Source organism: Bacteroides sp. FSHCM14E1, assembly GCF_019633785.1.
Lineage (GTDB): Bacteria > Bacteroidota > Bacteroidia > Bacteroidales > Bacteroidaceae > Bacteroides > Bacteroides hominis.
The window spans coordinates 84,365-101,417 of the sequence record NZ_JADKYL010000003.1 but is presented as its reverse complement, the minus strand read 5'-3'; the positions used below and the strand labels follow the sequence as shown (position 1 = coordinate 101,417).

Annotated in this window: 14 protein-coding genes and 1 tRNA gene; 11 read left to right on the top strand and 4 right to left on the bottom strand. The window is 44.0% G+C overall.

Going from position 1 to position 17,053, the window contains the following annotated elements; translation table 11 throughout:
- Positions 1–71: 71 nt before the first annotated feature.
- On the bottom strand, positions 72–818 hold the full coding sequence (locus ISX59_RS06080; RefSeq protein WP_220575736.1) for a hypothetical protein: 747 nt from the start codon (positions 816–818) through the stop codon (positions 72–74).
- A 138-nt stretch (positions 819–956) separates the two neighbouring features.
- Here ISX59_RS06080 and ISX59_RS06075 point away from each other — a divergent pair, with 138 nt between their 5' ends.
- The 4 genes from ISX59_RS06075 to ISX59_RS06060 are packed head-to-tail and all read left to right on the top strand — an operon-like array spanning position 957 to position 4,505.
- Positions 957–1,316: a helix-turn-helix domain-containing protein gene (locus tag ISX59_RS06075; RefSeq protein WP_220575735.1), complete on the top strand. Its 360-nt coding sequence runs from the start codon at positions 957–959 to the stop codon at positions 1,314–1,316.
- A gap of 20 nt (positions 1,317–1,336) precedes the next feature.
- Complete coding sequence (locus ISX59_RS06070) at positions 1,337–3,019, top strand: phage/plasmid primase, P4 family (RefSeq protein WP_220575734.1); 1,683 nt, start codon at positions 1,337–1,339, stop codon at positions 3,017–3,019.
- A complete protein-coding gene (locus ISX59_RS06065; protein WP_220575733.1) occupies positions 3,012–3,986 on the top strand; it encodes a BT4734/BF3469 family protein in 975 nt (324 codons plus the stop codon). The genes ISX59_RS06070 and ISX59_RS06065 overlap by 8 nt, the downstream gene beginning before the upstream one ends.
- A gap of 60 nt (positions 3,987–4,046) precedes the next feature.
- Entirely contained in the window at positions 4,047–4,505 is a 459-nt protein-coding gene (locus ISX59_RS06060; protein ID WP_220575732.1) for a hypothetical protein, read from the top strand.
- Between the two features lie 361 nt (positions 4,506–4,866).
- On the opposite strand, the gene ISX59_RS06055 is transcribed toward ISX59_RS06060, so the two are convergent.
- Positions 4,867–4,940 (bottom strand) — tRNA-Met (locus tag ISX59_RS06055).
- Between the two features lie 220 nt (positions 4,941–5,160).
- Between ISX59_RS06055 and ISX59_RS06050 the strand changes: the two genes are divergently transcribed.
- The 4 genes from ISX59_RS06050 to ISX59_RS06035 all read left to right on the top strand — a co-directional run bounded on the left by ISX59_RS06050 (position 5,161) and on the right by ISX59_RS06035 (position 10,030).
- Entirely contained in the window at positions 5,161–5,547 is a 387-nt protein-coding gene (locus tag ISX59_RS06050; protein ID WP_005778656.1) for an START-like domain-containing protein, read from the top strand.
- Between the two features lie 76 nt (positions 5,548–5,623).
- Complete coding sequence (locus ISX59_RS06045; protein WP_032540286.1) at positions 5,624–7,528, top strand: LptF/LptG family permease; 1,905 nt, start codon at positions 5,624–5,626, stop codon at positions 7,526–7,528.
- A gap of 11 nt (positions 7,529–7,539) precedes the next feature.
- Complete coding sequence (locus ISX59_RS06040; RefSeq protein ID WP_005778652.1) at positions 7,540–8,754, top strand: bifunctional 3,4-dihydroxy-2-butanone-4-phosphate synthase/GTP cyclohydrolase II; 1,215 nt, start codon at positions 7,540–7,542, stop codon at positions 8,752–8,754.
- A gap of 82 nt (positions 8,755–8,836) precedes the next feature.
- Positions 8,837–10,030: a pyridoxal phosphate-dependent aminotransferase gene (locus tag ISX59_RS06035; RefSeq protein WP_005823072.1), complete on the top strand. Its 1,194-nt coding sequence runs from the start codon at positions 8,837–8,839 to the stop codon at positions 10,028–10,030.
- 160 nt (positions 10,031–10,190) lie between these two features.
- Here ISX59_RS06035 and ISX59_RS06030 read toward each other — a convergent pair whose 3' ends face one another.
- Positions 10,191–10,361, bottom strand: coding sequence for a DUF362 domain-containing protein (locus ISX59_RS06030; RefSeq protein WP_005810660.1), 171 nt, complete (start codon positions 10,359–10,361; stop codon positions 10,191–10,193).
- 159 nt (positions 10,362–10,520) lie between these two features.
- Here ISX59_RS06030 and metA point away from each other — a divergent pair, with 159 nt between their 5' ends.
- From metA to ISX59_RS06015, 3 genes are read left to right on the top strand one after another with little or no spacing between them, the layout of a single operon-like run.
- Positions 10,521–11,438, top strand: coding sequence for a homoserine O-succinyltransferase (gene metA, locus ISX59_RS06025; RefSeq protein WP_005778646.1), 918 nt, complete (start codon positions 10,521–10,523; stop codon positions 11,436–11,438).
- Positions 11,435–13,261, top strand: a complete 1,827-nt coding sequence (locus tag ISX59_RS06020; protein WP_032536845.1) for a U32 family peptidase — start codon at positions 11,435–11,437, stop codon at positions 13,259–13,261. Before metA ends, ISX59_RS06020 begins: the two co-directional genes overlap by 4 nt.
- Positions 13,258–14,232, top strand: coding sequence for a zinc ribbon domain-containing protein (locus ISX59_RS06015; protein ID WP_005810656.1), 975 nt, complete (start codon positions 13,258–13,260; stop codon positions 14,230–14,232). Before ISX59_RS06020 ends, ISX59_RS06015 begins: the two co-directional genes overlap by 4 nt.
- Before the next feature lie 221 nt (positions 14,233–14,453).
- Here the strand turns inward: ISX59_RS06015 and ISX59_RS06010 are convergent, their stop codons facing one another.
- Entirely contained in the window at positions 14,454–16,856 is a 2,403-nt protein-coding gene (locus ISX59_RS06010; RefSeq protein WP_220575731.1) for a TonB-dependent receptor, read from the bottom strand.
- Between the last annotated feature and the right edge of the window lie 197 nt (positions 16,857–17,053).

Here is a 17,053-nt window from a genome sequence, read left to right as displayed (position 1 = left end):
ATATAAAGTATAGAGTATAATAAAGGAAAATAGATTCATTTCATTCACTATTTTACTGTATGTAGTGTGGGCTATAATAATAGTTCAAGAGGACAAGTTTTTGTATCGAATTTTCCTGATTTCTTTATGTTGTCATAATATTCCCATAATTCAGTTTGGTATTCATATCGGGGTATGATTATAATTTCCGGAAAATTAGTATTGTCTGATACTGGAGCCAATTCAAATCCGGAAGTTGAAAACTTTCTTCCAATTGAACTTTTCGTTCCATAGGATTCAATAACTTCAAAAGAATCATCTTCAAAATCTTTTTCTTGAATTTTTTTCAATCTGCAAAATTTCCTTCCATACCAACCAATAAATATCACTTCACCTATAAGTAATGAAGAGAAATTAAAATAGTCTATCGTATTAAATGCGTTTTTAATTGTATCAGGTGTTGATTCAAAATCACCAGATGTTTCATATCCATTCTTTTCGCAGAACTCGTAAATGTCTTTGCACTTCAAAGCTTGCGCCATGAGAGTTAGTTTGCCGAGATTCGGCTTCATCTGTTCCTCGGGGTTGTTTATCTTGTTTGAACTCTTCTTACCCCAATAACGGCGTATTGTATCTGGACTTATGTGTTCTTTGTACTGAATAACTTTCCCATTTTCATTCGTGGGAGCAGGGTAATTTTCACGAGCTTTTTCATTGATGTAATCAGCTAAAGCATTATATCCTTTATTTATATTCAGGTCTATTTCTGATGTTTTTATTAATTGTTTTTTCAGCGCTTCAAAAGCTTCTTTGCTGATTGTTTTATTATTATTTCCCATAATATTTTTTTTAGATTGCAAAAATACAAAATATTGATAATAAGTCAAGTATATATTTGTGCCAAATGTGCCAAATATGCCATCTTGTGCCAGATGCAAGGTGTATTACCTTTGCGCCATCATTAAAACGAAAAAGAGATGGAAAGTACCACTTATGACACATTACCGGAACGGATAGATTATTTGATTTCGGAGATTAGAGAAGTAAAAGAGTTATTAACGCAAAGAATTGAGAAACCGGAAGAGATTCCCAAATATCTGTCTTTAGAACAAGCATTGCTCTACTTGGAAAAGAAAGGATTTTTGGTGAGCAAGTCAAAGCTATATAAGATGACTTCGGAAAGCAAGATACCTTTCCATAAGTCAGGAAACCGGAATTACTTCTTTCCTGACGAACTGGATAAGTGGATGAATGAACAAATTATTGGAAAGGATGAAATAAACAAGCTCTTTTCTATTCAGACTATTATTAATAAGAATCAGAAGAAAAAGAAATAACGCATTAAAATTTTATTATTATGATATACGATAATGACGAAAACGAAAATTCTGTTTCAGCAAGTGATTCGGTAGTGAAGAAATTGAATTTTCAATCGGACGCTTTGCAGAAAGTATACAAAAACACTAATCTGGCAACAGTGTTGGATAATATTCGAACACTTGATTTTCCTGCAATATATCATCAAGGAAATGACAAAGTTCTGTATCATTTAGAAAAGATACGAAGTGAATTAGACAAGAGTAGTGATGAAGACAGGAAAGATGAACTGCGGAGTAAATTAAGAAAATATGAGCCTAATATTAAGGTTAAATTTACTATTGCTATAACATATTTATTGCAAGTCGCTCAAGATTGCGGGCATGATTTGATGTTTAAAGACGGGTTAATCTATTGCTTTAATGGTCGCTACTGGGAGAATATTCAATCGGAAATATTCAAAGCCTTTTTAGCGGAAGTTATCACTAAGACAGGGATTAACGAATTTCAATCATTGAAAGCTGATGCACAAAAGGACTTGTATAAACAGTTTCTTGTAAGTGCGTTTTATTCAGATGATGCAGAAATTGAAGAAAATACTCCGGTTATTATAAATTTGAAAAGTAACGTTTTTGTTTGCCAGAACGGGAATTATGAATTTAGAGATTTTGATAAAAACGACAAACTGACATACTGTTTGGATTTTGACTATGAACCTGATGCGAAAATTGATAAATTTCAAAAATTCTTAGATAAAGTGTTGCCCGATGAGGGTATGCAAAATGTACTTGCTGAATATTGTGCGTACATATTAACTAAGAATCTTAAACTGGAAAAAGCTCTGATTCTGTTAGGTGCTGGCGCTAACGGCAAAAGTACGTTTGGCGATATTCTGACCGCTTTGTTAGGTGGAAAGAAAAATGTGTGCTTTAACTCGTTAAGTGATTTGTGTGACAGTAAAGGGTACTATCGAACCGAACTTTCAAAATATTTGCTCAATTTCTGTTCGGAATTCAGCACAAGTTACAATTCTGCTATACTTAAACAGTTGATTAGTACGGAAGAAGTGACAGCACGTTCAGTGTTCGAGAAACCAATAACTATTCAGAATTATTGTAAATTCATTTTTAATGCCAATATTATTGGTAAAAAAGATATTGAACGCTCTCAGGGGTTTTACCGAAGATTATTGATTTTGCCATTCAATGTTACAATTCCAGAAGCGGAACGCGACCCGGAACTTGCTACAAAGATAATCAACACAGAACTTAGCGGTATTTTTAATTGGATTTTGAAAGGACTAAATCGTATCCTGAAAAATAAGCGTTTTACAATCACTCCAGAAATTGAAGCGGTTAGAACAGAGTTTGAAAAGGAGAGTGATTCAGTTGCCTTGTTTATTGAAGAATGCGGATATGTGAAAGATGAAACTACCAAGCCGCTTAGAATGAAAGACCTTTATGATGAATACTGGGAATATACGAGGGAAAAATTGAAAATGACTCCTGTGTATAGGCCCGAATTTAAACGTCGATTAAGAGACAATTTGAATTTTAAAATCAAAGAAAAAGGTACTAATCATTATCCTTGTATTTATTGTACAAAAAAGCCGGAAGAGGTTGAAAACAAAGAGGAGAATGGTTTATGTTCTATTGAGGAAAATGGAGAGAAATTATATTATCGAGATGTGACAACAATAATTAATCAGGAAAATAATGAATAAGAAAAAACAAATCTTAGTATCAATGTTTGATAACATAAAGTCAAGCAGGTCTTATACGGTGGTAGATATTCGTCAATGGTTATTAAGTAATCATCTGCAAGATGTCATAACACAGATTCGTATTACTCAGGATAAAGATGTACGTAGGACGCTAAAATGTAAGTTGCCGGCTATTACGCCAAGTGGAATATTTCATCGGCGTAATAGTAACGGACTGGTTGAGCCTTCATCATTAATCTGTATTGATATTGACGGGAAAGATAACCCGTCAATATCTGACATGGAGAAATTGAAAAAACGGTTAGGTAAGTTATCCTATATAATGTATGTCGGTTTATCCGCAAGTGGTACGGGATTATTCTGTATTATACCGTATACTGATTACCGTAATCACAAGCTTTACTTCAATTCTCTGAAACTGGAATTTGAGAAAATGGGAATCATTATTGATAAAAGTTGTAGTGATATAACTCGGTTAAGGCTTGCTTCGTATGATGAACATCCGTATTTGAATTGGGATGCTGTACCTTATGAAAAAACCTTAGACGAAAACGATTGTGTAAAAGTGAGAGATTTGATTAAAACGGAAATCCTTCAGGATAATATTGCTGATAATAAAGTGAATGGCTTTGATTTTGTTGCAAATCAGCTACTTAAACCTACAAATTTAGATTTGGCGCATGTAATTCCTCAAAGTAAGAAAAACGAAGTTGTCAGACTGGTAAATGTCATAATTGAAAGTAAGGTGGACATAACTCGCAATTATCAAGATTGGTTTACCATCTGCTGTATTATTAAGAATTATTTTGGTGCAGGAGGTATAGTCCTATTCCATGACATCAGTAAATTATATCCTAATTACAGTCCGGAAGAGACAGAAAAGTTATATTCTTCAATCAAGCAATGGCAATACAGATACAGGTCTGACCGCTTATTTGAAATAGCTGCAAAATATGGAATACTATAATAAATAATATTATAATGGGAGGAGATACCCTTTATCTTCAATTATTAAAATTCATAAATTATGAATGAAAATTTTAAGATTGGTAACAACAGAGCCAATACAAAAAACACTGTTGGAGTTAAGAATCGTACTTTGTCTAAGTCTACTTTGGATGGGAAGCAAAGTTTTGAGCGATTCATGCATGATTGCAATGTACTTCAATCAGAAAAGGAATATGTATTACTTCGAGATTTATACTTGGAGTATAGTACATATTGCAAGGAAGTGGGTATTGTACCCAAAGTACAAAAGGAATTCTTGCGTTACATGGAGAAGCGTTGTTTGGTGAAACGTCATAGTACAAACTATCAGACACGTCTTTATCTGAAAAAGTCACCATGTTCTTGTGTGAGTGGACTGGCGGTAGATGAAATTCTGCAAAAGAATGATTTGGAGGCTATTAGTGAATCAGAACTTCTCAAACCTTTGGATGATAAAGGAACTGAGGAAATTTTGATTACTGATAAAGTTGATTGTTAAGAGTCCGCTGTAATGTAACGAAGTGAAATAATAAGGCTTTTGTCTTTTATTTGATTTTGTCGCGATTAAACGAGATAACTACCGGTGTGTAGCTTATCTCGTTTTTCGTATCTATTTGTGCAATTTCTTGTGCAAAAAGCCTCAACTCAGGCAGAAACCCCATGTATTACTAAATAAAACCAAGCAATGAAAAGAAAACAGAAGAAAGAGATTTTAAAGTAGATTTATCTTACGTTTTCATTGATTATCAGTGTTTTACATCGAAATCCGTGCAAAATCTGTGCAAATACCCCTATAAACAAAAAAGACAACCAAGAGTGGAAGCCTCCTAATTGCCTAATTTACAAGCCTTTCGGCTTAGTAGCGGGACCCGGGATTGAACCGGGGACCTCATGATTATGAATCATGCGCTCTAACCAGCTGAGCTATCCCGCCATTGTTTCTCGATTGCGGGTGCAAAGATAGAGCCTTTTTTTTAATCTCCAAAACATTTTCTATCTTTTTTGTGTTTAACTTAAAAAAAACATCTCTGAAAGTATGATGAACAGGCTATTTCTGACTCTGAAAGAAGAGATGTAATGAAGAAAGTGAATTAATTATGCCTTGTATTTAGAAAAAAGTATTTATCTTGGCACACACAATCAATAATAAAGCTATGAAAAAGGAGAAAATACATTTGGAATATCTTCTGAATGCGACTTCTAAAAATATTCTTTGGTCAGCAATAAGCACACCTACCGGTTTGGAGGACTGGTTTGCAGACAAAGTAGTATCAGATGATAAAACAGTGACTTTTTGTTGGGGTAAAACCGAACAGCGTCAGGCAACTATTGTTGCCATTCGGGCCTATTCGTTTATTCGTTTCCATTGGCTTGATGACGAAAATGAAAGGGAGTATTTTGAAATAAAAATGAGTAATAATGAATTGACGGGCGATTATGTGCTTGAAATTAGTGACTTTTCTGATCCGGAAGAGGTTGATGATTTGAAGGAATTGTGGGATTCCCAAGTGAGTAAGTTACGTAGAACATGCGGTTTTTAGTTAACTTTCAACCAAAAATTTTTTGCACTCCTTTTTTTGTGCTAATTTTGTATCTTAATTGCATGAAACTATTAAGATGCTACGCATAAAAAGATTAGATATTTTTATAATAAAGAGTTTCTTATTACTCTTTGTCGGTACATTTTTCATCTGCCTCTTCATCTTCATGATGCAGTTTTTGTGGAAGTATGTAGACGAATTGGTGGGAAAAGGGTTAGAAATGAGTGTACTGGCTCAATTCTTCTTTTATTCTGCGTTGAGTCTGGTACCGATGTCTCTGCCTTTGGCAGTGTTGTTGGCTTCTTTAATTACGTTTGGTAATTTTGGCGAGCGTTTTGAGTTGCTCGCCATGAAGGCAGCAGGCATTTCGCTGCTTAAAATTATGCGTCCGCTCATTGTCCTTGTCTTCGCCATTTGTTGTGTATCCTTCTATTTCCAAAATGTCATAGGGCCGCGGGCACAAGCCAAGTTGGGCACTTTGCTCATTTCGATGAAGCAGAAATCTCCTGAGGTAGATATTCCCGAAGGAGTTTTTTATGATGAAATTGATGGGTATAATTTGAAAGTGCAAAGAAAAGACCGTAAGACGGGCATGCTCTACGATGTGATTATTTATGATTTCTCCAATAACTTTGATAATGCACGTATTATTGTAGCCGATTCGGGACGTCTGGAGATGACAGCCGATAAGCAGCATCTTTATCTACATCTGTACAGCGGTGAGATGTTTGAGAATCTGAAGGCACAGAGCATGAGTTCGAAGAATGTTCCTTATCGCCGGGAATCTTTCCGGGAGAAACATACGATCATTCAGTTCGATTCGGACTTTAATATGGCTGATGCCAGTATTATGAGCAATCAGTCTACCACCAAAGATATGATAAAAATACAGGCTTCCATCGACTCGATGACTGTATTGGCCGATAGTATCGGCAGGCAGTATTACATTGAAGCAAGTAAGGGGCCGTATCGCACTGCGGCCGGACTGACCAAGGAAGATACCCTGAAGATGGAGGAAGCGCGCATTGGCGATTACAATGTGGATAGTCTGTTTAAAGTTGCTACCTTGATGAATAAGCAGAAGATCATAGCTTCAGCCGTTGGCCGTACGGAGAATCTGTCGAGTGACTGGGGGTTTAAGAGCTTTACAATGGCTCAGAATGATCTTAGCATACGAAGACATAAAATAGAATGGCATCGGAAAATCACAATTTCTCTTTCCTGTCTCTTATTTTTCTTTATTGGCGCACCTTTGGGAGGTATTATCCGCAAAGGTGGATTGGGTATGCCGGTTATTGTTTCCGTGTTTACCTTTATCATTTATTATATTATTGATAATACAGGCTATAAAATGGCTCGAGACGGGAAGTGGATTGTATGGATGGGGATGTGGATGAGTTCCGCCATTCTGGCTCCGCTGGGATATTTCCTGACTTATAAATCGAATAAAGATTCTGTGGTATTGAATACTGATGTTTATATTGCTTGGTTTAAGCGAGTATTCGGTGTGCGCAGTGTCCGCCATCTGTCAAAGAAGGAGGTGATTATTCATGATCCGGATTATCGGCGCCTTCCCTCTGATCTGGATGCACTTTCGGAGGAGTGTAAAAACTATATGGAAAAGAACCGGTTGTCTAAAGCTCCTAATTATTTTAGTTTGTGGATGACTGCCGGTCAGGATCAGGAGATCATTGCGATTAATAACCGTATGGAGTTATTGGTAGATGAGATGTCCAATACCCGTTCGTTGATATTGCTTCAGAAGCTGGAGAAATATCCGATTATCCCTGTAAACGCACATGTGCGTCCGTTCCATAATTATTGGCTTAATATGGCAATTGGAATTTTGATGCCTATCGGTTTATTTTTCTATTTCCGTATCTGGGCTTTCCGTATACGCCTGAATAAAGATATGGAACGGATAATTGCATTGAACCGGGATGTAGAACTTACAATAAAGGATATTAATAACAAAAATTAAGATATAAGAGTATGGAACCAATAAGACTGAATACCATCGAAGAGGCGATAGCCGACTTCAAAGAGGGTAATTTCGTAATTGTGGTAGATGATGAAGATCGTGAAAACGAAGGTGATTTCATTATTGCTGCCGAAAAGATTACTCCGGAAAAAGTGAATTTCATGCTGACTCATGGCCGTGGCGTACTTTGTGCTCCTATAACGGAAGAACGCTGTGCCGAGTTGGAACTGGATATGCAGGTGTCATCCAATACTTCAATTTACGAGACTCCCTTTACGGTTACTGTCGATTTACTTGAGGGATGCACGACGGGAGTTTCCATGCACGACCGTGCTATGACTATCCGTGCTTTGGCCGATCCGAAGACAAAACCTTCCGATTTGGGACGTCCGGGGCATGTCAATCCTCTGCGTGCCCGTTCGCGTGGAGTCCTTCGTCGCGCTGGACATACCGAGGCGAGTGTCGATTTGGCTAAACTTGCCGGTTTGTATCCTGCTGCCGCGTTGATTGAAATCATCAATGAAGACGGAACTATGGCTCGTCTGCCCCAATTGGTGGAAGTGGCCCGTCGTTTCGGATTGAAAATAATCTCCATCAAAGACCTGATCGCATACCGTCTTCAGATGGAGTCGATTGTTGATAGAGGAGTGGAAGTGGATATGCCTACGCAGTTTGGACATTTCCGTCTGATACCTTTCCGTCAGAAATCGAACGGGATGGAGCACATTGCATTAATAAAAGGAACGTGGGACAAAGACGAACCGATTCTGGTACGTGTGCACTCTTCGTGTATGACTGGTGATATTTTCGGTTCATGCCGTTGTGAATGTGGTGAGCAGCTTCATAAAGCTATGCAGATGATCGAAGCTGCCGGAAAAGGGGTAATTGTCTATATGAATCAAGAAGGTCGTGGTATTGGTTTGATGAACAAGATTGCCGCTTATAAACTCCAGGAAGAAGGATATGATACGGTAGATGCCAATCTCCATTTGGGTTTTGATGCCGACGAACGTGATTATGGGGTCGGTGCGCAGATTTTGCGTGAGATCGGAGTGAAAAAGATGAAGTTGATGACGAATAATCCGGTGAAACGTATCGGTCTGGAAGCCTATGGGTTAGAGATTACCGAGAACGTGGGAATAGAGGTTAAACCGAATCCTTATAATGTACGTTATCTGAAGACAAAGAAAGAGCGGATGGGGCATACGCTTCATTTTAATAAGTAAACTGTCTATTTGCTTTCATATATCAAATATTATAGTTTATTTTGCAATCAAATTCACTCAACAACAATAAAATAGATACGAAATGAACCAACTATCAGACCGTTTGAACAGCTTGTCGCCTTCGGCGACTCTTGCTATGTCGCAAAAAAGCGCTGAGCTGAAAGCTCAGGGTGTTGATGTAATTAACCTCAGTGTGGGAGAACCCGATTTCAATACTCCCGATCACATCAAAGAAGCTGCCAAGAAAGCGGTAGATGACAACTTCTCTCGCTACTCTCCGGTTCCGGGCTACCCGGCTTTGCGCAATGCAATCGTAGAGAAACTGAAGAAAGAAAACGGTCTGGAATATACAGCCGCTCAGATTTCTTGTGCAAATGGTGCAAAACAATCTGTATGTAACACCATCATGGTGCTGGTAAATCCGGGTGATGAGGTGATTGTGCCTGCTCCTTACTGGGTAAGCTATCCGGAAATGGTGAAACTGGCCGAAGGTACTCCGGTGATTGTAACTGCCGGTATCGAACAGGATTTCAAAATCACTCCTGCCCAACTGGAAGCTGCCATCACTCCGAAGACCAAAGCTTTGATTCTTTGCTCACCGTCTAATCCGACCGGTTCTGTCTACAGCAAAGAAGAGTTGGCCGGTCTGGCTGCCGTATTGGCTAAGTATCCGCAGGTTATCGTCATTGCCGACGAGATTTATGAGCACATCAATTATATCGGAAAACATCAGAGTATCGCTCAGTTCCCCGAGATGAAAGAACGTACGGTGATTGTAAACGGTGTGTCAAAAGCATATGCGATGACCGGATGGAGAATTGGTTTCATTGCCGGTCCGGAATGGATTGTGAAAGCCTGCAATAAACTTCAGGGACAGTATACTTCGGGTCCTTGCTCAGTTTCTCAGAAGGCTGCTGAGGCTGCTTATACAGGTTCTCAGGCTCCGGTGGAAGAGATGCGTAAGGCTTTCGAACGTCGTCGTAACCTGATTGTGAAGTTGGCGAAAGAAGTTCCGGGATTTGAGGTGAATGTGCCGGAAGGCGCTTTCTACCTGTTCCCTAAATGCAGTTCTTTCTTTGGCAAATCCGTTGGGGATCGTAAGATTGAGAATTCGGATGATCTGGCGATGTATCTGCTTGAGGATGCTCATGTAGCTTGCGTAGGCGGTACTTCGTTCGGTGCTCCGGAATGCATCCGTATGAGCTATGCCACCAGCGATGAAAATATAGTTGAAGCGATCCGTCGCATCAAAGAAGCATTGGCTAAGCTGAAATAAGACTCTGCCAATCAGATAAAGGAGAAGGATGTATCGGTGAAAAGATGCATCCTTCTTTATTTTTAAGAGTATCCGGTTTCAATAGCCGGGTAGGGGTAAAAATCAATAAAGGCCGCTTTCCATCAGGAAAGCAGCCTTTATCTTGTTTTGGGGGATTGTATTATTCAGCTGGGTGAATTGCTTCAGAAGGACATACATCTGCGCAAGTACCACAGTCTGTACACTGTTCAGGATCAATTGAATAAATATCACCTTCAGAGATAGCGCCAACCGGACACTCGTCAATACAAGTTCCGCAAGCAATACAATCATCACTAATTACGTAAGCCATTTTGTTTGATATTTTAATTATTAGTACTAATTTGTAGGTACAAAAATAGAGTTTTTAATCATTAGTTGGTATCGATTTTGATTAAAATGTTTTAATTTGTATATCTTCTAAATAAGGAAAACACTATTTTTGCATTGATTATTAAATACGTATGCAATTATGCCTTTAAATTTACCCGATAAGCTTCCTGCGATAGAACTATTGAAAGAGGAGAATATCTTTGTGATAGATAACTCCCGCGCAACACAACAGGACATCCGCCCGCTACGCATTGTCATCCTCAACCTGATGCCGTTGAAGATTACGACAGAAACAGACTTGGTGCGTCTGCTCTCGAATACTCCGCTTCAGGTGGAGATATCTTTTATGAAGATAAAGAGCCACACTTCGAAGAACACGCCGATAGAACACATGAAGACATTTTATACTGACTTCGACAAGATGAGGGACGATAAGTACGACGGTATGATCATTACCGGTGCGCCGGTAGAGCAGATGGATTTCGAGGAGGTGAATTATTGGAACGAAATAACGGAGATATTTGACTGGGCACGTACCCATGTCACCTCTACGCTCTATATATGCTGGGCCGCGCAGGCCGGTCTGTACCATCATTACGGTGTGCCCAAGTATGCACTGGGCAAGAAGATGTTCGGCATTTTCAAACATCGCACGTTGCTTCCGTTGCATCCCATCTTCCGCGGGTTCGATGATGAATTTTATGTTCCCCATAGCCGGCATACGGAAGTGCGGAAAGAAGATATACTAAAGGTGCCTGAACTGACATTGCTTTCGGAGTCGGACGATTCGGGAGTGTATATGGTGGTGGCTCGCGGTGGGCGTGAGTTCTTTGTGACAGGGCACTCGGAATATTCGCCGTTGACACTGGATACGGAATACCGCCGGGATGTGTCGAAAGGTCTGCCTATCGAGGTTCCTCGCAATTATTATGTAGATGATGATCCGGACAAGGGGCCGCTGGTACGTTGGCGCGGACATGCCAACTTGTTGTTCTCCAACTGGCTGAACTATTTCGTCTATCAGGAGACTCCTTATAATATTGAAGATATCAGATGATAAAACAACGTAAGATAGAATTGCTGGCTCCGGCCAAAAACCTGGAATGCGGCATGGCTGCCATCGATCATGGGGCGGATGCCGTATATATCGGTGCGCCGAAGTTCGGTGCCCGTGCGGCAGCGGTCAATTCATTGGAGGACATAGCCGCTTTGGTGGAGTATGCCCATTTGTATAATGTGCGGATTTATGTTACGGTCAATACGATCCTGAAAGATGAAGAACTGAAGGAGACGGAGGAGATGATCCGGGCCCTGTACCGTGTCGGAGTGGATGCGCTTATTGTGCAGGATATGGGAATCGCCGGTCTGGAGCTGCCGCCCATTCCGTTGCATGCGAGCACGCAGATGGATAACCGTACGGCAGAGAAAGTGAGATTTCTGGCCGATGCCGGCTTCCGCCAAGTGGTGTTGGCGCGTGAACTTTCGTTGCGGGAGATCGGCAAGATACACGAGGCTTGTCCCGACGTGCCTCTGGAAATCTTTGTGCACGGAGCGCTCTGTGTAAGTTATAGCGGGCAGTGCTACGTCAGCCAGGCTTGTTTCGGGCGTAGTGCCAACCGGGGTGAGTGTGCCCAGTTCTGCCGTTTGCCGTTCAGCCTGGTCGATTCGAACGACCGGGTGATTGCGAAGGACAAACATCTTCTTTCACTCAAAGATCTCAACCAAAGTGAGGAACTGGAGGCTCTGCTCGATGCCGGTGCCTCTTCTTTCAAGATAGAAGGCCGGTTGAAGGACGTTTCGTATGTAAAGAACGTGACGGCCGCCTACCGCCAGAAGCTGGATGCCATCCTTGCCCGCCGCAAGGAGTATGTGCGTGCTTCTTCCGGCAGCTGCCGTTATGCTTTCAATCCTCAGCTGGACAAGAGTTTCAGCCGTGGTTTTACGCATTATTTCCTGCACGGGCGCACCAGGGATGTTTTTTCGTTCGACACCCCCAAGTCGTTAGGAGAGGAGATGGGGACGATGAAAGAGGCCAGGGGGAATTATCTGACCGTGGCGGGATTGAAGTCGTTCAATAACGGTGACGGTGTTTGCTACATTGACGAGCAAGGCAAACTGCAAGGTTTCCGCATCAACCGTGTGGAGGGCAATAAGCTCTATCCGCAGGAGATGCCCCGCATCAAGCCCCGAACGGTGTTGTACCGTAACTTCGATCAGGAGTTTGAGAAGATACTCGCCCGCCGGTCGTCCGAACGCAAGATGGCCGTGGCCATCCGGCTGGCGGACACTGCCTTCGGATTCGCCCTGACGCTGACGGATGAGGATGATAACCGTGTGACCCTGTCGCTGCCGCGTGCGAAAGAGCCGGCGCGTACGCCACAGGAAGAGAACCTGAAGACGCAGCTGGCTAAGTTGGGGAATACTCCTTTCGAAGCGGAACGCGTCGACATCGACTTCACGGAGAACTGGTTTCTGCCTGCTTCGGTATTGGCCGATTTCCGCCGGCAGGCGATTGAGAAACTGATTGCCGCCCGCCGTATCAACTACCGGAGAGAGCTGGCGGTGCTTAGGCCTACGACTCATGCTTTTCCGCAGACGACGTTGACCTATCTGGGAAATGTGATGAATGCGCGGGCTGCCTCTTTTTATGCCGGGCATGGCGTGGCAAGCATTGCTCCTGCTTTTGAACAGACGCCTGTGGAGAAGGCGGTGCTGATGTTCTGCAAACATTGCCTGCGCTACAGCATGGGCTGGTGTCCGGTTCATCAACGGGAACGCTCTCCGTATCGTGAACCCTATTATCTGGTATCGACGGACGGTAAACGCTTCCGCTTGGAATTTGACTGCCGGAACTGCCAGATGAAAGTGAGTGCCTTATGAAAATGAAGGGGCTCTGCGCGCGTCTGTGTTATGCTGTGATAGGCTTTTTCCTGCTGGCGGCCTGCCATTATTCACCGCCCGATCTCACTGCCGAGGGGCTGGGGGAGAAAACAAAGGACTCTTTAGCTTATCTTTTCCGGTACCATTATACCTGGAACACGAATCTGGAGGTGCTGGACGACTCCGTCCGGTTGGAATATCTTCCGGTGAAGGATGCCTATGTCAGTCTGAACAAGGGTGACCGGGTGGTCGTGGCAGAGTTTTCCATTCATCCGCAGGACAGCGTGGACAGCGTATGGGTGAAGCTGGCCCACTCGCAGGACGTCCAGGGGTGGGTGCGCAACCGTGATCTGGTGCGCTCCTTCGTGCCCACCGATAGTATTTCGCAGTTTATCCACCTTTTCAGCAATACTCACGCTTCGTATTTCGTCATCATTTTCGCCCTCTTTGTCGGGGTCTACCTGCTCCGTGCTTTCATGAAGAAGCAGTTGCAGATGGTTTACTTCAATGATATCGACAGCGTCTATCCTCTTTTCCTCTGTCTGCTGATGGCGTTCAGTGCTACGGTTTACGAGACGATGCAGGTGTTTGTCCCCGATACCTGGGAGCATTTCTACTTTAATCCCACCCTTTCGCCGTTCAAGGTGCCTTTCATCCTTTCGGTTTTTCTGCTGAGCATCTGGTTGTTTATTGTCGTCACGCTGGCCGTGCTCGACGATTTGTTCCGCCAGCTCACTCCTGCCGCCGCCGTTTTCTATTTGCTGGGGCTGATGTCTTGCTGCATCTTCTGCTACTTCTTCTTCATCCTGACCACGCACATTTATATCGGTTACCTGTTTTTAGCTTGCTTCATCTGGCTTTTTGTGAAGAAGGTGCGTAGGAATTCCGGCTATAAATACCGCTGCGGAAACTGTGGGCAGAAACTCCGGGAGAAGGGGGTATGCCCGCATTGCGGGGCGATCAACGAATAAGATCTTCTCACCACAGAGGACACAGAGGGCACAGAGTTTTAATTCCGCTCGCCCTTGGAGGGTGGAGGACAGAGAAAAGAGAGAGAGAAAAAAACTACTCTGTGTCCTCTGTGTCCTCTGTGGTGAGAACAGCCAAAATTACGGTGCACCGCCGTCGGAACAACGGTGCACCGTTGTTTCCGCCCCCTTCGGGCGTCCTTCCGGAGGCGCAGGCTTCGGCGTCAGAACCGGCAGCGCACGTCTACCCCGAAGTGCACCGGACGGCCTTTTTGCATGAATCCGTTGCCCATTGATTCGAAATAGAACGCGGCATATTCCTTATCCAGTATGTTGCGTACCCAGAATCCGATCTGTCCGTTTCCCTTCTCCAGGCTGACACGTCCGTTCAGGGTTCCGTAGAACGACTGGCTGACGTTGTTCTGCTCCGTCCAGTAGATCCGTCCGACACCGTTGTAGTTCAAGTTCACCTGTACCCGGTCCAGCCAGTGGCGGGGAGCGATGCGGAAGATGTATTGCGCGCCCACGTTGAGCGTGTGTTTGGGGACGAAAGGCACGTAGTTGCCGTTATAGTTTTCTTTTTCTTGCAGGCTGCCGTCCTCCGTTTTCTGGCGGACGACGTAATCGGTGAACGTGGCATACGTATATCCGTAGTTAGCGTTCAGGCTGAGCGCGTCTGTCAGGCTGCTGCGCAGGGCGACTTCGGCGCCATAACTTCGGCTCTTGCCGGCATTGATGGTGATGCGTCCCAGTCCGCTTTCGGCAAACTGCGCTATCTGCTGGTCGCGCGTATCCATATAATAGGCGGCGAGGTCGGCCCAGAGACGGCCTTCCCACAGGGTGAGGTGCGCGCCTGCTTCGTAGTTCCACGAGTATTCGGGCTTATACGTGGTCGATGCCTTCACGTCGATCTTCTCTTCCGGCATCATCTGGCCGATCATCCCGGCGTATTTCTTGAACACGTCGCTTTCCATCATGGCGGTTTTCATCGAGTTCTTCAGTTCGCTCTGCACCAGGTCGGAGAACATCTGCACGTTGTATCCTCCCGAACGATAGCCGCGTGAAACCGTGGCATAGACGCTGTTCCCTTTCTGCCATTCATATTGCAGGGCGAATTTGGGGAGCAATTGCAGGTAATCGTTCTTCAGCTTGCCTTTGAAGGATGCCGGGGCCTTCATGTGCTGGTCCTTCAGGTTCAGCATGGGCGGCATGCTGATGCTGAAATCAAAGTCCATCGGGTCGCTGACGGAGTTGTACGTCATCGATATCTTTTCATAGTCCAGGCGCAGGCCGGCGGTAAAGGAGAGCCCTTCGGTGAAGAGGTTGTTGAATGTAGACTGGTGGTAGATCGCTCCGCTCAGTATCGGAGTGTCAAAGTTGCCGCTGACGCGGAGTGTCGGGTTGTTCACCGTCAGCGCCATCCGGGGGGCTTTGGGGCCTAAGTTGGCGAAGGCCTTGTTGGCGTTGCCCTCTATCACCTCTTTTACCCCGTCTTCTTTAAATATCACCGGTCCGTCTGTGTTCAGCCACTGATAGAAACCGAAGGCGCCCGTAGTCCATTGCCAGTTGCTTCCCGGTTTCGATTTCAGCATCACTTCCTCCGAGAGGGTGTTCAGCTTCTGCTTCTGAATCAGGTTGAACAGGTTCTTCTCCGTGAAGTCCTGGTCGAGAAACATGCGGTCGTTCAGGTTCTGGAATCCGGTTACGGCGCTCAGGATGAACTTCTGCGCCTGGTACTCTATGTTGACTCCCGCATTCAGCAGTCCGCGGCGGTAGGTGCTCTCGTCGTTGTACGAGATCTTGCCGATTCGTTCTTTTCGCGGATCGTCCTCTCTTTCCGCCGGGTCCACTCTTCCTGTGTAGAAGTACGGATATCCCCCTTCGTGGCTGTACTCGTAGCTGATGTTCAGGTCCAGCTTCAGGTTCTCGCCGGGCAGGTAAATGCCGCGGAACCGTCCGCCTGCTGCCTGACTCTTGTCTATTCTTTTGTTAAGGTAGGTATTCTTGAAAAATCCGCCGCCGTATTCGTAGAATCCGCCCGTTGAAAAAGCGAATTGATCCGATACACGATGGTAGTGGGTCACCGAAGCGTTGTAATTGTTGTAACTTCCGGCACCCAGACGGAGGTCGGTACCCTGATAGCTGAAAGGCGATTTGGTGTGCACCTTGATCAGTCCGCCCATGGTGTTGCGCCCGTAGAGGGTCCCCTGAGGACCGCGCAGCACGTCGATGCGTTCGATGTCGGCGTAGTTGAAGTCGAACGCCGATTTGTCGATATAAGGTACGTTGTCCACATACAACCCCACGGAAGGCGTGTTGATGCGTGAGCCGATTCCGCGGATATAGATGGCGGAAGTCAGCCTGGAACCATAGTCCGGTATGAAGATATTCGGCACAAGGGCAGTCAGGCTTTTGATGGAATTTACCTGGTTGGCCTGCATATCCTGCTGCGAGAGCATGGTGACTGCGGTCGGCAGCTCCCGTAGTTTGCGGTTTTCTTTCGGAGCGGCGATGACTACGATTTCTTCTACGTCTATCACCTTCAGTGTGTCCTTCGGCAGCTTCCCGGCCCATGTTCCGCTGGCCGAAAAGAGGGCAAGAGCAATAAGAATGCTGTTTTTCTTCATTTACTGTATCTTTTCATTGATTCGTTTGCAAAGATGCAGCAAAAAATGTTAAACGGCAATCCTCATTTATTAGGATATATCGGATTCACCACTGATTCACCACAGAGGACACAGAGGGCACAGAGTAAGGTATATAGTGAATATAGGGTAGTGTATATAGGGTACACAGAGCCGACAAGGCGGACAGCGCCCACAGC

Bases quoted from the DNA above. Each gene is read 5' to 3' on its own strand.
- ISX59_RS06030 (WP_005810660.1), bottom strand. From the start codon at position 10,361: ATGGCTTACGTAATTAGTGATGATTGTATTGCTTGCGGAACTTGTATT.
- ISX59_RS06010 (WP_220575731.1), bottom strand. From the start codon at position 16,856: ATGAAGAAAAACAGCATTCTTATTGCTCTTGCCCTCTTTTCGGCCAGC.
- ISX59_RS06080 (WP_220575736.1), bottom strand. From the start codon at position 818: ATGGGAAATAATAATAAAACAATCAGCAAAGAAGCTTTTGAAGCGCTG.
- metA (WP_005778646.1), top strand. From the start codon at position 10,521: ATGCCTTTAAATTTACCCGATAAGCTTCCTGCGATAGAACTATTGAAA.
- ISX59_RS06045 (WP_032540286.1), top strand. From the start codon at position 5,624: ATGCTACGCATAAAAAGATTAGATATTTTTATAATAAAGAGTTTCTTA.
- ISX59_RS06060 (WP_220575732.1), top strand. From the start codon at position 4,047: ATGAATGAAAATTTTAAGATTGGTAACAACAGAGCCAATACAAAAAAC.
- ISX59_RS06050 (WP_005778656.1), top strand. From the start codon at position 5,161: ATGAAAAAGGAGAAAATACATTTGGAATATCTTCTGAATGCGACTTCT.
- ISX59_RS06075 (WP_220575735.1), top strand. From the start codon at position 957: ATGGAAAGTACCACTTATGACACATTACCGGAACGGATAGATTATTTG.
- ISX59_RS06065 (WP_220575733.1), top strand. From the start codon at position 3,012: ATGAATAAGAAAAAACAAATCTTAGTATCAATGTTTGATAACATAAAG.
- ISX59_RS06015 (WP_005810656.1), top strand. From the start codon at position 13,258: ATGAAAATGAAGGGGCTCTGCGCGCGTCTGTGTTATGCTGTGATAGGC.
- ISX59_RS06035 (WP_005823072.1), top strand. From the start codon at position 8,837: ATGAACCAACTATCAGACCGTTTGAACAGCTTGTCGCCTTCGGCGACT.
- ISX59_RS06020 (WP_032536845.1), top strand. From the start codon at position 11,435: ATGATAAAACAACGTAAGATAGAATTGCTGGCTCCGGCCAAAAACCTG.
- ISX59_RS06070 (WP_220575734.1), top strand. From the start codon at position 1,337: ATGATATACGATAATGACGAAAACGAAAATTCTGTTTCAGCAAGTGAT.
- ISX59_RS06040 (WP_005778652.1), top strand. From the start codon at position 7,540: ATGGAACCAATAAGACTGAATACCATCGAAGAGGCGATAGCCGACTTC.